The 14,609-nt window shown below is 63.2% G+C and carries 12 protein-coding genes; 7 read left to right on the top strand and 5 right to left on the bottom strand.

From position 1 onward, the window contains the following. Positions 1–113: 113 nt before the first annotated feature. Positions 114–2,411 carry an ATP-dependent Clp protease ATP-binding subunit ClpA gene (gene clpA / locus G453_RS0103620; RefSeq protein WP_027189944.1) on the bottom strand — a complete coding sequence of 766 codons (2,298 nt, stop codon included), beginning with the start codon at positions 2,409–2,411 and terminating at the stop codon, positions 114–116. Then, positions 2,412–2,726: an ATP-dependent Clp protease adapter ClpS gene (gene clpS, locus G453_RS0103615; RefSeq protein ID WP_027189943.1), complete on the bottom strand. Its 315-nt coding sequence runs from the start codon at positions 2,724–2,726 to the stop codon at positions 2,412–2,414. It lies immediately after the preceding gene. A 189-nt stretch (positions 2,727–2,915) separates the two neighbouring features. Here clpS and G453_RS0103610 point away from each other — a divergent pair, with 189 nt between their 5' ends. Together G453_RS0103610 and G453_RS0103605 are read left to right on the top strand one after the other, a co-directional pair. Then, positions 2,916–3,485, top strand: a complete 570-nt coding sequence (locus G453_RS0103610) for a UbiX family flavin prenyltransferase (RefSeq protein ID WP_156920791.1) — start codon at positions 2,916–2,918, stop codon at positions 3,483–3,485. Between the two features lie 126 nt (positions 3,486–3,611). After that, on the top strand, positions 3,612–4,340 hold the full coding sequence (locus G453_RS0103605; RefSeq protein ID WP_027189941.1) for a metal-dependent hydrolase: 729 nt from the start codon (positions 3,612–3,614) through the stop codon (positions 4,338–4,340). A gap of 612 nt (positions 4,341–4,952) precedes the next feature. Here G453_RS0103605 and G453_RS0103595 read toward each other — a convergent pair. Further along, positions 4,953–5,639, bottom strand: a complete 687-nt coding sequence (locus tag G453_RS0103595) for a methyltransferase domain-containing protein (RefSeq protein WP_043644329.1) — start codon at positions 5,637–5,639, stop codon at positions 4,953–4,955. A gap of 55 nt (positions 5,640–5,694) precedes the next feature. Then, complete coding sequence (gene uvrC, locus G453_RS22180) at positions 5,695–7,524, bottom strand: excinuclease ABC subunit UvrC (RefSeq protein WP_043644327.1); 1,830 nt, start codon at positions 7,522–7,524, stop codon at positions 5,695–5,697. 116 nt (positions 7,525–7,640) lie between these two features. Between uvrC and G453_RS0103585 the strand changes: the two genes are divergently transcribed. The 5 genes from G453_RS0103585 to lysA all read left to right on the top strand — a co-directional run bounded on the left by G453_RS0103585 (position 7,641) and on the right by lysA (position 13,197). Further along, positions 7,641–8,096, top strand: coding sequence for a TIGR00725 family protein (locus tag G453_RS0103585; RefSeq protein WP_027189939.1), 456 nt, complete (start codon positions 7,641–7,643; stop codon positions 8,094–8,096). Beyond that, on the top strand, positions 8,096–8,596 hold the full coding sequence (locus tag G453_RS0103580) for an HIT family protein (RefSeq protein WP_027189938.1): 501 nt from the start codon (positions 8,096–8,098) through the stop codon (positions 8,594–8,596). Before G453_RS0103585 ends, G453_RS0103580 begins: the two co-directional genes overlap by 1 nt. A 14-nt stretch (positions 8,597–8,610) precedes the next feature. Continuing rightward, the gene (locus G453_RS0103575; RefSeq protein WP_027189937.1) at positions 8,611–8,988 is read left to right on the top strand and encodes a lipopolysaccharide assembly protein LapA domain-containing protein; all 378 of its coding nucleotides are present in this window, start codon (positions 8,611–8,613) and stop codon (positions 8,986–8,988) included. A gap of 261 nt (positions 8,989–9,249) precedes the next feature. After that, the gene (mutS, locus tag G453_RS0103570; protein WP_043644324.1) at positions 9,250–11,946 is read left to right on the top strand and encodes a DNA mismatch repair protein MutS; all 2,697 of its coding nucleotides are present in this window, start codon (positions 9,250–9,252) and stop codon (positions 11,944–11,946) included. A 3-nt stretch (positions 11,947–11,949) separates the two neighbouring features. Continuing rightward, a complete protein-coding gene (gene lysA, locus G453_RS0103565) occupies positions 11,950–13,197 on the top strand; it encodes a diaminopimelate decarboxylase (RefSeq protein ID WP_027189935.1) in 1,248 nt (415 codons plus the stop codon). 93 nt (positions 13,198–13,290) lie between these two features. On the opposite strand, the gene G453_RS22175 is transcribed toward lysA, so the two are convergent. Next, positions 13,291–14,589, bottom strand: coding sequence for an MFS transporter (locus G453_RS22175; RefSeq protein WP_043644320.1), 1,299 nt, complete (start codon positions 14,587–14,589; stop codon positions 13,291–13,293). Positions 14,590–14,609 lie beyond the last annotated feature (20 nt).

Here is a 14,609-nt window from a genome sequence, read left to right as displayed (position 1 = left end):
TTGGCGTCGGTGTCGCGTTCTTGACAAACAGCAACATATTTTTCAAAAGCAAAACAAATGGTTCTCTTCGTTTAGGTTCATACATTGTATGAACACATTTCGAGAACGTCACATCAGACCTTTTCCTTCTCTCCGGCCTTGGATGTGTAGGAGAAAGCGAGCACGGTCTCCACCTTGTCCTGCTTCCCCTTTTTCGGGCCGTCCTTGGCGACGTCCACCTTCACGTGGCCGCCCTTCTGGAGCTTGCCGAAGAGCAGTTCGTCGGCCAGGGGATCCTTGAGCTTTTCCTGAATGAGCCGCGCCAGCGGACGCGCGCCGAAGGCCGGGTCGAAGCCCTTTTCGGCCAGCCACGTCACGGCGTTGTCGGACACATCCACAGTGACCTTGCGGTCCTTCAATTGGACGTTGAGTTCGGTAATGTACTTGCCCACGATCATCTCCATGACCGTGGAACTGAGCGGCTTGAAGTTGATCACCGCATCCAGGCGGTTGCGGAACTCCGGCGTGAACAGGCGTTCGATGGCTTTCTGACCATGGAAGGCCGTATTGTCGTTCGAGTTCTGGCCGAAGCCGATGGACTTGGCCGACATCTCGCGCGCTCCGGCGTTGGAGGTCATGAGCAGGATGACGTGGCTGAAGTCGGCCTTGCGCCCGTTGTTGTCGGTGAGCGTGGCGTAGTCCATCACCTGCAAGAGGATGTTGAACATGTCCGGGTGGGCCTTCTCGATCTCGTCCAGCAGGAGCACCGTGTAGGGGTGCTTGCGGATGCCGTCGGTGAGGAGCCCCCCCTGGTCGAAACCTACGTACCCCGGAGGCGCGCCGATCAGTCGGGCCACGGCGTGCTTCTCCATGTATTCGCTCATGTCGAAGCGCATGAAGTTGATGCCCAGCACGTTGGCCAGCTGCTTGGAAAGCTCGGTCTTGCCGACGCCCGTGGGACCGGCCAACAGGAAGTTGCCGGTGGGTTTGCCCGCTGGCGACAATCCGGCTCGGGAGCGCTTGATGGCCTTGCACAGCACGTCAATGGCCTCGTCCTGTCCGAAGATCAGCCGCTTCAGGTCGTCCTCGACGTTGGAGAGACGGTTGCGGTCCGTGGAGGACACGCGGTGCGCCGGAATCTTGGCCATGCGCGACACGACCTTTTCCACGTCGTGCACGCCGATGACGTTCTTTCCCGGCTTGGCCGCAAGCTTGAAGATGGCCCCGGCCTCGTCGATCACGTCGATGGCCTTGTCGGGCAGGTAGCGGTCGCTCAGATGGCGCGCGGAGAGCTCCACGGCGCTCTTGAGGGCGGCGGCGGTGTACTGCACCCCGTGGTGCTCTTCATAGTGAGGCTTCAAGCCCTTGAGGATTTCCACGGCCTCCTCCTGGGAGGGTTCGTGCACCTCAATTTTCTGGAAGCGTCGCGACAGGGCGCGGTCCTTCTCGAAGTGATTCTTGAATTCCTCGTAGGTGGTGGACCCGATGCAGCGCAGATCTCCCGAGGCCAGCACGGGCTTGAGGATGTTGGAGGCGTCCAGGGTGCCGCCGCTGGTGGCTCCCGCGCCCACGATGGTGTGAATCTCGTCCACGAAGAGGATGGCTCCGGGCCGGGTCTTGAATTCGTTCAGCACGGACTTCATCCGGGCCTCGAAATCGCCCCGGTACTTGGTTCCGGCCAGCAGCGCGCCCATGTCCAGGGCGAAGATCTCGGCGTTACGGAAGCTCTCGGCGATCTCGCCGGTGGCGATGCGCAGCGCAAGGCCCTCGGCCAGGGCGGTCTTGCCGACGCCGGGGTCGCCCACGAAGAGGGGGTTATTTTTGCGGCGGCGCGCCAGCACCTGCACGGTGCGGGTCAGCTCCTCGTCGCGACCGATGAGCGGATCGATCTTGCCCGCACGGGCCTTGGCCACCAGGTCCACCGTGAACTGCTCCAGGGCGGATTCCTTGGCCTTGCCGGGTTCCCCGGCCTGCCCCGCGCCCGCGTCGGCGTCGTTGTCCTCTGCCCCCGAGCCGTGGGCGATGCATTCCAGGACATCCAGGCGGGTGACTCCGTGGGATTTCAGGAAATAGACCGCGTAGGAGTCGTCCTCCTCGAAGATGGCGGCCAGCACGTCGCCGACTTCCACCTTGCCCTTTCCGGCGGACTGCATCTGCATGATGGCCCGCTGTAACACGCGCTGCACACCCAGGGTCTGGACCACGTCGGAGGTCTGGTCCGTGGGCAGCACTTCCATATGTTCGGCGAAAAAGCGCTCAAGCTGGTGGCGCAGACGCACCACGTTGGCTCCGCAGTTGATCAGGATGGACTTTCCGCTTTCCTCCAGCACGATGGCGTGGAGCAGGTGCTCCAGCGTCAGGTACTCGTGGTTGCGGCGTTTGACTTCCTTCACCGCGTTGGTGAGGACACGTTCAAGTCTTTTTCCGAGCATCTATTCCTCTTCCATGGTGCACTTGAGCGGATATCCGCCCTGGCGGGCCAATTGGCGCACCGCAACCACCTTGGTTTCGGCCACTTCGGCCGTGAACACCCCGCACAGGCCCTGACCGTTCTTGTGGACGGCCAGCATGATCTGGGTGGCCTCGGACTCCGTCTTGTGGAAGACGGTCATGAGCACCTGGATGACGAACTCCATGGTGGTGTAGTCGTCATTATGCAGGAGCACTTTGTATTTTTTCGGTTCCCGGAGCTCTTCCTTGAGTCCGGTGCCGGATTCGAATTCATCCTGGTGAAAATGGTCTGTCATATGTCTCGGCTCCATCGCAGCAAGGCCTTACGGCCCATGAGATAAGTCGTTATCGAAGGTTGTCGAGCCGGGATAGGAAACATGCGAACCCCAACTCGGCAGGATTATCATTTACTGAAAAAAACATGTGCAGGCAAGACGCCCAAAAACGGCCCTGGACTTCCCAGGAGGCCAGGATATAATCGCTTCATGAGCATCAAACGCATAGTCTTGGCCGTGACCGGCGCATCCGGCATGCCCTACGCCGTGACGCTGGCCCGCGAAATATCCGAAAATCCCGAACTGGAACTGCACCTCATCCTGTCCGAAGCGGCCAAGCAGGTCCTGGCGTTGGAGTCCGACGTCCAGGCGGACGAACTCGCGGCCATGGCCACGGCGGCCTACTCCCAGCACGACCTGGCGGCAGGCCCGGCCAGCGGCTCCTGGCGGCACGCCGGGATGATCGTATGCCCCTGCTCCATGGCTTCGCTTGCGGCCATCGCGGGCGGGCTCGGCTCGAACCTGATCCACCGGGCGGCGGACGTCACCCTCAAGGAAGGGCGCAAGCTGGTGCTGGTGCCGCGCGAGGCCCCTTTCAACGAGATTCACCTGCGAAACCTCCTGGCCGCCAAACAGGCCGGAGCCGCAATCATGCCCGCCTGTCCGGGATTCTACTCGCGCCCCCAGACCATCGAGGACCTGACGGATTTCGTTGCCGCGCGCGTCCTGGACCTTCTGGACATCCCGCACGGCCTTGGCAAACGCTGGAAAGACGGCTAGCGCCGTCCGACTGGAAACACGGAGCCGTGTCCCGGCATCTCCGTGATTTTCCTGTCTCATACACAGGAGATGCGGCAAGAGAACCGCGTTGCACAAGACTTCAAGAATCCCGAGAGGAGAACCTCCATGCGCCACGAACTCACCTGGAACGGCCATTCCAACTTCACACTGCGCACCGACGGCCTGACGATCCTCATAGACCCCTTCTTCGACGGCAACCCCTCCGCCGCCCTGGCCTCCAAGGACCTGACATCGGTTGATTACGTGCTGGTCACCCACGACCACGGCGACCACATCGGGCAGGCCCTGGACATCTGCAAGGCCACCGGGGCCAAGCTTCTGGCCATCGTGGAGACCTGCACCAAGCTGGTGAGCCAGGGGCTGCCGCAAAGCCAGGTGGTGAACGGCATCGGCATCAACATCGGCGGCAGCATCATGCTCGGCAGCGTCAAGGCCACCATGGTCCAGGCCGTGCACTCCAGCGAATCCGGCCTGCCTGTGGGCTACGTGCTGACTTTGGGGGACGGATACACGCTCTACCACGCGGGCGATACGGCCATCTTCGCCACCATGGAGATTTACGGGAAGCTCTTCCCCATCGACATGGCGCTGTTGCCCGTGGGCGGAACCTTCACCATGGACGCGCGCCAGGGGGCGGTGGCCTGCAAGCTTTTGCGCTGCAAGCGCGTGCTGCCCATGCACTGGGGGACCTTCCCGGTGCTGGAGAAGAACACGCGCGCCTTCGGACTGGCGCTTGACGATCTGGGGGTGGAGACCACCCTGGTGCACTGCGAGCCCGGACAGAGCATCACCCTGGAGAGAAACATCTTCAGCGAGGATTGCGGCTGCGACTGAGGCCGGGTTTGCCTTGCCGCCGAAGCAATCCCTGAAGTGCCTGAACGGAAGACAGGAATGTGTTCGGGGCGTCTGAGCATTCAGGACAGAGCCGCATCAGGACAGAGCTTGGATCGCACTTGCCGGTTCAGCGGGAAGCGGCCAGCTGCCGCCACAGGCAAGTATGGGTCGGCACGGCCCTGATGGATCGCTGGGATCGGAACGAACGGGGATTATTGCAGGGTAATAGAGAGGAGTGATGGTCGGACGTTCTGACCGCGTTTGAAACAAAAAAGCTCCATCCCGCCGCTGCAGGGCGGCAACGCGACATTCACGGGCGTGCTTCAGTTGGACAGCCGGAGCGCGCCTATTTTCTCACCTGCCGAGAGGATTCCTTCACGGATTGTCTCTCTCGCCATTCTGCATCTGCTCCTGAACCGGAGCCGGTTTTCCGTATATGTTCTGTGTGAAACGTTACGGCAAAGCCGGTCCCGACAGCAACACAAGCAGGATGAGGACGAGCGGAAGAAGGGCGACGACCGCACGGATTGCAAACATACGGACCTCCTTCAAATGAGCGATCAGGCACAACAGTACCTCATCGCGCCAGGAAGAGGAAGCCCGGAAGCGGATTTATCTATACATCCGCAAAAATTTTCGAGGTTTCTCGTAGCCATCGCAAAGGTCTGACAACATTTCGATGTTCCAGCGGTCCTTGAAGAAATCGCGCACGTAATCCAGCACCAGCACGTCGCCCCCCTGAAGGTAGGCTTCCGGATAGTGGCGGCGCATCTCTTCCACGGTGGAGCCGAGTTCTTTGCGGATCATGTAGGTCTTCTGCACCGAAACCACGAGTTCCTTGCGTGAGAGCTGCTCCAGGAAGGTCAGGGTCGCGGGGATGAAGCCTTGGCGCACGAAAGTCTTGCCGATGAATTCCACCAGCATGGCGATGTCGAAGGTGCGCCCGGCGAGGCAGTTGTCGGGGGTCTCGATGTCGCAGGCAAGAAAGTCCACGCCGTCCATGTCGAAGATGCTCTTGAGCATGCACGCGCCCTCCAGCACCTTCTCGGCCCGGTCCACGGCCAGGACGCTGGCCGCCCCGAGGCGTCTGGCCTCGAAGGCGAAAAAGCCGAAGTTGCACCCCAGGTCCACCACGTTCTTGCCCGAGAAATCCACTTTGCGGAAATCGTCGAGGCCCTGGGGATCCAGCGGTTCGGTCCCATTGATGACCGGGCAGAGATTCTCGTCGTAAATGGTGCGGTAGACGTGTTCGGGATCAAGGCCGGACACAAGCTCGCGCAGCCGCTCGAAGCGGGGCATGGGGACTCCTTGGCGTGGCGTGACGAAGCGCGGATACAGGCTTTTTCCCGAAAAATCAATGCGCCCCATCCGAATGAAGCGCGTGATGAACTGTCCTCGCCTTGGTTGGGCCAAACCCCGGTACGGCCTGCAAGTCCTCTATTGTGGCAGCCCGGATGCCATCCAGCGTCGCGAACCTGTCCCAGAGAAGCTTGGCCGTCTTGGGACCGACTCCAGGGATGGACATGATCTCGCTTTTCATCCCGGTCTTCTTCCTGGCCTGGCGCTGCCTGCCGATGACGAAGCGGTGCACCTCGTCACGCAGCTTCTGCAGGAAGAGCAGCTCCTTGCTGCCTGGCCGAAGCGGCAGAGGGTTCTTGCGGCCTGGCCGGAAGACGCGCTCCTCCATGTCGCTTTTGGTGTGTCCGGCCTTGGCGATGGAGGCGAGCTCCCACAGGTTGGGCAGCCCGGCCTGGGCCAGCGTGCGCTCCACCGTGGCCAGCTGCCCCTTGCCGCCGTCGATGAGCACCAGATCCGGCCAGGGCTCGCCCGAGTCGATGCGTTTTTCGGCCCAGCGGGCCAGGGCGGCGTAGTCGTCGCCCGTGCCCTCAAGCTCCGGGAAAGCGTACTGGCGGTAGTCCTCCTTGGCGAAACGGCCGTCATCGTACACCACCATGCCCACGCGCATGCCCTTGCCGCCCAGGTGCGACACGTCCACGGCCTCGATGCGCGTGATCTCGCGCCCCACCTGGAGCTTTCTGCCCAAGAGCGACGGGATGGACTCCTCCGACCCTTTCTCCTGAGCCTCGGCCACGGCTCGGGCCGCGTTGGCCGAGGCGATCTCCAGAAGCTGCTCCTCTTCGGGAGACTTCGGCCCCCGGATCGCCACCCTGCCCCCGCGCCTCTCGGCCAGAACCTCTTCCGTCATGGACGCGCCGTTCTCACCCAGGGCGGCCATCAGGCGTTTGGAGAGGAGCAGGCGTCCCGGCACGAAGCTCTCCGGCCGGTAATACTGGGCCAGAAAACTCGGCATGGCCTCGGGAAGCTCATCCTCGGAAAAGTCGGGCCAGAAATAGTTTTTGCGGTCAAGAAGCCTGCCCTGGCGCACGAACAGCACGCTCAGTCCCATGCCACCGCCCGCCGCGAAGGCTGACACTGCGTCCAGGTCCGGGTGGTTGGGCAGCACGGCGGCCTGTCCCTCGATTGTCGCGCGCATGGCCGAGAGCAGATCGCGCAGCTCGGCGGCCCGCTCGAACAGGAGTGCGTCGGAAGCGTCGAGCATCTCGCGCTCTACGCGCCTCAGCACGTCGGCTGAGCGTCCGGACAGGAACGCCTCCACACGCTTGACCAGCACGGCATATTCGTCCCGGCTCACGTTCCCCACGCAGGGGGCCAGGCACTGGCCGATGAAATGATACAGGCAGGGGCGCACGCGGTTTCGGAAGGAGGCGTCGCGGCACTTGCGCAGGGGAAAGAGCTTGTTCAGCTCCTTCCAGGTCTTGCGGGCGGCCTGGGACGAGGTGAACGGGCCGAAATAGGTGGAGCCGTCGCGCACCACCTTGCGGGTGAAGGCGATTTTCGGGAAATCGTGGGTCTTGTCCAGTTTGAAGAGGATGTGGCTTTTGTCGTCGCGCAGCACGATGTTGTAGTGCGGGCGGTGCTTTTTGATGAGGCTCGCTTCCAGAAGCAGGGCCTCTTTCTCCGTGGCCGTCACCAGGATGTCCACGCCCGCGATGCGCGCCACCAGCGCGCGCGTCTTGGGGTGGGCCAACTCGCCGCGAAAATACGACGACAGGCGCGAGCGCAGGTTCACGGCCTTTCCAACGTACAGAACCTTTCCCTGCGTGTTCTTCATCAGGTACACGCCGGGGTCGGCGGGGAAATCCTTGGGCACGAATTCAAACATGGCTCCTCCATGCCCTGAAGAAGCCGTGCATTCAAGCCCCGCAGAAGCGGCTCTCCGGCTTGCCCTCGCGCCCGCAAAAGTGTAGGAAGGTCAATCCAAGCGGGTGGAAAGTAAGGATGAAAAAACGCATCGCCATTATTGGCGCGGGTACGTGCGGCCCGGAGACCGAAGCCGTGGCTGAACGGCTCGGTACACTCATTGCCCGAAGCGGATTCGATCTGGTCTGCGGAGGGCGTTTTGGCGTGCAGCGGGCCGCATGCAAGGGAGCCAAGGCCGAAGGCGGTTTGACCATCGGCATCCTCCCCGGCCTGGACTTCGCCCAGGCCAACGAATTCGTTGACGTTCCCGTCCTCACGGGGCTTGGGCACATGCGAAATTTCCTGGTGGTCAAGAACGCCGACGTGGCCGTGGCCATCGAGGGCGGCGCGGGCACCCTTTCCGAGATAGGCCTCGCGCTCAAGTCCGGCATCCCCGTGGTGGCCGTTGGCCGCTGGTCCGGCATCGAGGGCGTCCACGCCGCTTCGGACGCTGATCAGGCTTTCGCCCTGGCCTCTTCCCTGGTGACGCGCTGATGGACGTGCTCTGGGCTCCCTGGCGGATGAACTACATCCTCGGCCCCAAGCCGGACGCCTGCGTGTTCTGCATCCCGGAACACACCGGCGAGGACCGCGAGCGCCTGGTCCTGGCGCGCGCCCGGCACTGCTACGTGATCATGAACAAGTTCCCCTACAACAGCGGGCACCTCATGATCTGCCCGTACCGCCACACCAGTTGCCTGACGGACCTCTCCCCGGAGGAATCCACTGAGATGATGGCTGCCATGCAGGCGGCAACCGCCGTCATGAAGGACGCGTTCAGGCCCCACGGCGTGAACATCGGCCTGAACCTGGGCGAGGCCGCCGGATCGGGCATCGCGGCGCACCTGCACTTCCAGCTGGTGCCGCGCTGGAACGGCGACAATTCGTTCATGGCCGTCTTCGGCCAGACACACGTGATCCCCGAGCTTCTGCTCGACACATACGACAGGATCAAACCGCGCTTCGACGGCGCGGCCCCGTTTTGCAACATCTGATGAGGGAGGCGGTTATGCGTTTCATCAAGTTCGTCCTGCTGGTGCTGTTCTTCCTGGTTTTCATGATCTTCTTCGTCCAGAACCAGGCCCAGCTGTCTGCGGCTCTGGAGCTGAAGTTCAACCTGTTCACCCTGAACTGGCAGGCACAGCCGCTGCCGTTCTACCTGGTGGTGCTGGTCTTCTTCGTGCTTGGCGCGTTGTTCAGCACGATCTTCTTCGTGATCGACCGCATCCGCGTCGGATCCATCTGCCGCGAAGCCCAGTCGAAGGCCCAGAGCCTCCAGTCCGAAGTTGACGCCCTGAAGGCCAAGTCGAGCGTTGCCTCCCCCGCGCCGGCTCCGGTCTTTGCGCCCAAGACTGAGCCCGAGGCCAAGGAAGAGCCCAAGGCCTAGTTTCTCCGACGCTGCGGGCAGGCTCGCCCTGCCAGCAGGCCAGCTTGCGGACGCCTCTCCCGGGGCGTTCGCGGCTGCGGCTGGACCTGCGCATCACCGGATGCTGTCAGGCGTCTGTGAGCCCTTGTCATTTCCCGGCCGGACGCCACGGCGCGTCCGGCCGTTTTTCTCTATTGACGCCACGAAAATGTCTGTGCAAGGTATCGCAATGCCAGCCAGGACAGATATTAACAAAATCGTAAAAAGAAGTCCCTTCACGCCATGAGCACAGTCAGGCTCACCCCCATGCTGGAGCAGTACCTGTCGATCAAGGGAGAATACCCTGATTGCCTGCTCATGTACCGTATGGGCGACTTCTACGAGATGTTCTTCGAGGATGCCGAAGTCTGCGCGCGTGAACTCCAGATCGCGCTGACGTCGCGCGACAAGAACTCCGACAACCCCGTTCCCATGTGCGGCGTGCCGCACCACGCCCTGCCCGCCTACGTCAGCCAGCTCTTGGACAAGGGCTACAAGGTCGCCATCTGCGATCAGGTTGAGGACCCCAAACTCGCCAAGGGGCTGGTGAAGCGCGAGGTCACGCGGGTGCTCACCCCCGGCACCGTGGTCGAGGACATCAACCTTCAGGCCAAGGAAAACAACTACCTCGCCGCCATGTTCTGGGAACCGGAGGAACGCGCGGGCGGTCTGGCCTGGATCGAATTCTCCACCGGCGAGTGGCAGGGCCTCTATTCGCGCGAGGAGGCCCAGCTGTGGCAGTGGGTGGAGAAGCTCCACCCCAAGGAACTCCTGCTGCCGGACATGAAGGCCCCGCCGCGTCACGTGCCGGAACTGGGCATCCAGATCACCAACTTTCCCCACAAGCCGCACTTCGATCTGCCCTCCTCCACCGAGCGCATCCTGAAGGCCCAGAACGTGGCCAGCCTGGACACCTTGGACGTTTCCGACAAGCCCCAGCTGGTGCGGGCCATGGGGGCCATCCTCTCCTATCTGGCCCAGACCCAGAAGCAGGAGCTCGGCCATCTGTCCTCTTTCAGGCCGGTGAACCTGAGCCGCCATCTGCTGATAGACGAGGTCACGGAACGCAACCTGGAGATCTTCCGCCGCCTAGACGGGCGCAAAGGCCCAGGCACGCTCTGGCACGTGCTGGACCGCACCGCCACCCCCATGGGCGGACGCCTGTTGGAGACCCGACTGCGCCAGCCCTGGGTGGACATGGAACCCATCCTGTCCAACCAGGAGGCCGTGCGCTTCTTCTTCAAGGAAGACCAACTGCGCGAAAGCGTGCGCCGTGCCCTGGACGACGTGTACGACCTGGAGCGCCTGTCCACGCGCATTTTCCTGGGCCGGGCCACGCCCAAGGATTTTCTGGCGCTTCGCCACAGCCTCTCGGCCATGCCCAAAATCTTCGACCTGCTGACCAGCGATGGCCTGGACGGCGGCGGGTTCAGCGTGGAAAAGCCCAAGGCCCTGGCCGGCCCCCTGGAAAAATGGGACAGCCTGGAGGATATCCACGCCTTGCTGGAATCCGCCCTGGCCGACACGCCGCCTGCGGTCATCACCGAGGGGGGCCTGTTCCGGGCCGGGTATGACCCGCGCCTGGACGAGCTGATGGAACTGACCGAGCACGGAGAAGGCAAGCTCAAGGAGCTCCTGGAGCATGAGCAGCAGGCCAACGCCCTGCCCAAGCTGAAACTCGGCTACAACCGGGTGTTCGGGTACTATTTCGAGCTGACGCGCGCCTCGGGGCAGGCTCCCGAGCACTTCGAGCGCCGCCAGACACTGGCCAACGCCGAGCGCTACATCACCCCGGCCCTGAAGGACCTGGAGGACCGGCTCCTCTCCGCCAGCGAACGCCGCAAGAACCTGGAATACAAGCTCTTCGGCGAACTGCGCGAGACCGTGGCCAAGGCCCAGCAGCGTTTCAAAAGCCAGTCCGCCACCCTGGCCTCCCTGGACTACTGGCAGGCCCTGGCCGACGCGGCCCGCCGCTGGGAATGGACCCGCCCGAGCTTGCACCAGGGCCTGGACATCACCATCCAGGCAGGCCGACATCCCGCCGTGGAGGCCGTGCAAGGCCCGGCCAACTACATCCCCAGCGACCTGCACCTCCAGGGCGACACCCGCCTGCTGCTCATCACCGGCCCCAACATGGCGGGCAAGTCCACGGTGCTCCGGCAGGTGGCCATCGTGGCGCTTCTGGCCCAGATCGGCTCCTACGTTCCGGCAGCCAAGGCCGAAATCGGCCTGACGGACCGGATTTTCTCGCGCGTGGGGGCCTCGGACAATCTCTCGCAGGGCCAGTCCACTTTCATGGTGGAGATGATGGAGACCGCGCGCATCCTGCGTCAGGCCACGCGCAAGAGCCTTGTCATTCTGGACGAGATCGGGCGCGGCACCTCAACCTTCGACGGCCTGGCCCTGGCCTGGGCCGTTGTGGAAGACCTGTGCGGACGCGGGCGCAAAGCCGATTCCAAGGACCAGGGCGGCATCCGCACCCTTTTCGCCACCCACTACCACGAGCTGACCCAACTGGAAGGCAAGCTGCCGGGCTTGCGAAACGTCAATATTGCGGTCAAAGAGTGGCGAGGCGACATCATTTTTCTGCGCCGCCTGGTGCCTGGGCCGTCCGACCGCAGTTACGGCATCGAGGTGGCCCGCCTGGCCGGAGTGCCGGGCCGCGTAGTGCAGCGGGCCAAGGACGTGCTGGCCGGGCTTGAGAAGAAAGCGCGCGACGCCAAAAATTTTGCTCCGGCTCCGCCGCCCTCGTGCCAGACGCTCTTACCGGGACTGCCCGGATCGCAAAAGCCCGGGCAGGAGGCCGCAGCGCCCGAGCATCCGCTGATTTCGGAGATCAAAAACCTCAAACTGGACGCAATCACCCCGCTTGAAGCCCTGAACATCCTGGGCGACTGGAAGGCCAAGTGGAGTGGGGACACGAATACGCAAGGAGACTAGCTCATGCATTTCTTCGAGTACAAGGACGGTCAACTCCACGCCGAGGGCGTCAGCGCCCAGGAACTGGCCAAGCAGTACGGCACGCCCCTCTACGTCTATTCTGCGGCCACCCTGCGCCGCCATTTCCAGGCGTTCGACTCCGCCTTCGACGGCCTGCCCCACCTCACCTGCTACTCGGTGAAGGCCAACTCCAACCTGAGCCTTTTGAAGCTTCTCAAGGAGTGCGGCGCAGGCATGGACATCGTCTCCGGTGGCGAGCTGCACCGCGCCCTGGCCGCCGGAGTTCCGGCATCCAAGATCGTGTACTCGGGCGTGGGCAAGCGCGCGGACGAGATGCGCCAGGCCCTGGCCGCCGACATCCTCATGTTCAACGTGGAGTCCATGGGCGAGCTGGAACGCCTCTCCGCCGTGGCCTCGGACATGGGCAAGACCGCACGCATAAGCCTTCGCATCAACCCCGACGTGGACCCCAAGACCCACCCCTACATCTCCACGGGCCTGAAAAAGAACAAGTTCGGCCTGGACATCGAGCAGTCCATGGCCGCCTATTCGCGCGCCATGGCCCTGCCCAACATCGAGCCCATCGGCATCGACTGCCACATCGGTTCGCAGCTGACCACCCTGGAACCCTTCATGGAAGCCCTGGACCGCATCATCCGCTTCTATGACCGCCTGAAGGGCATGGGCCTTCGCATCGAGTTCCTGGATCTGGGCGGAGGCCTGGGCATCACCTACAACGAGGAAGAGCCGCCCCACCCGGCAGAGTTCGGCAAGGCCCTGACCAACGTACTGAAGGACCACCCCATGACGCTCATCCTGGAGCCGGGCCGGGTCATCGCGGGCAACTCCGGCATCCTGCTCACCGAGGTTGTCTACACCAAGAAGACCCCCTCCAAGGACTTCATCATCGTGGACGCCGCCATGAACGATCTGGTGCGCCCCTCGCTCTACGGATCGTTCCACGCCATCCGCGAGGTTACCCCCAAGGGACGCCCCGAGCTGAACGTGGACGTGGTCGGCCCCATTTGCGAGTCCGGCGACTTCCTGGCGCGCGACCGGGACATCCCCGCCGTCGAGCCCGGCGAGCTGCTGGCCGTATTCTCCGCCGGAGCCTACGGGTTCACCATGTCCTCCAACTACAACTCCCGCCCCCGCGCGGCCGAGGTGCTGGTGGACGGCAAAGAAGTCACCCTGGCCAGGCGCCGCGAGACCTACGAAGACCTGATCGCCCTGGAAAAAGACGGCAAGTAACGCTGCAGCGGCGCTACGCTTCTGGAAACTACGAGAGCCGGGGAGGACGACGTCCTCCCCGGCTCTCTTGTATTGTCATGTGGTCGTGAGCGTTCAGCCCTTGTCAGGCCCCCTGCGCAGAATGAACAGCGGCACGCACCCCAGCACCATGAGTCCTGCCAGATAGGCGAACCCCTCGGAAAAGTTCCCGGTGTTGGCCTTCACCCAGCCCATGAGGTACGGCCCGGCAAACCCGCCCACGTTGCCCAGCGAGTTGATGAGCGCGATGCCAGCCGCAGCCGCCGTGCCGGTCAGATAGCCGGTGGCAAGCCCCCAGAACGGCCCCAGTATCCCCCAGATGCCCATGGCCGCGAGGCTGGCTCCAGTCAGGATGCCCGCAAGCCCGTTGGACAGGCAAAGCACCAGCATCCCGGCCATGCACAGCCCCATGGAGCCGAGCATGTGCCAGCGGCGCTCGCAAAACCGGTCCGAGCTGGCCCCGATGACCACCATCCCGGCGGCGGCGAAAAAATAGGCGATCATCACGTACAGGCCCACCGAGAGCGTCCCGCCGCCGGTGACGCCGGAGACTATTTGCGGCAGCCACATCACCAGTCCGTACATGGCCAGCACGGACGCGAAATACACGAAGCCCAGAAGCCACACAGTGGGGCTGGCCAGCCCCTGTCGCAGTCCTGAGAGGTGGCGCGCCGCGACGTCCTGGCGTTCGCTCGCCAGAACTTCCTCCAGGGCGGATTTTTCATCGCCGGTTAGCCACCGGGCATGTTCCGGGCCGTCGGGTAGCCGGAAGAAGACGAATACTCCAAGAAGCACCGCCGGAAGCCCTTCCAGCAGGAACAGCCACTGCCAGCCCGCGTGGCCGAGCATCCCGTGCATCTGCATGATCCAGCCGGACACGGGGCTGCCCACCAGCCCGGCGATGGGAGTGGCGGTCATGAACAGGGCCACGGCCCTGGCCCGATAGGAGAGTGGAAACCAGTATGTAAGGTATAGGATGATTCCTGGAAAGAATCCGGCCTCGGCAGCGCCGAGCAGGAACCGCAGCACGACGAAACTCTTGTGGCCCTGCGAGAAGGCCAGGGCCATGGTCACCAGCCCCCAGCTGACCATGATGCGCGCGATCCAGCGCCTGGGGCCGACGCGCGAGAGGATCAGGTTGCTGGGCACCTCGAAGAGCACGTAGCCCAGGAAGAATATGCCCGCTCCAAAACCGTAGGCGGTCTGGTCAAGCCCCAGGTCCTGGTTCATGGTGAGCGCGGCGAAGCTCACGTTGATGCGGTCCAGGTAGGCGATGATGTACAGAATGAATAAAAACGGCAAAAGCCGCCAGGACGTCTTGGATACGGCGCGATGGACCACTGGGTCGGGGGGCGCGAGGGCGGTCTGGTTCATTGTTCCTCTGGTTGCTCTGC

This window comes from Fundidesulfovibrio putealis DSM 16056 (genome assembly GCF_000429325.1).
In the GTDB taxonomy this organism is placed as follows: domain Bacteria; phylum Desulfobacterota; class Desulfovibrionia; order Desulfovibrionales; family Desulfovibrionaceae; genus Fundidesulfovibrio; species Fundidesulfovibrio putealis.
The sequence above is the reverse complement of the archived record's forward strand: the minus strand, read 5'-3'. Positions and strand labels throughout refer to the sequence as shown.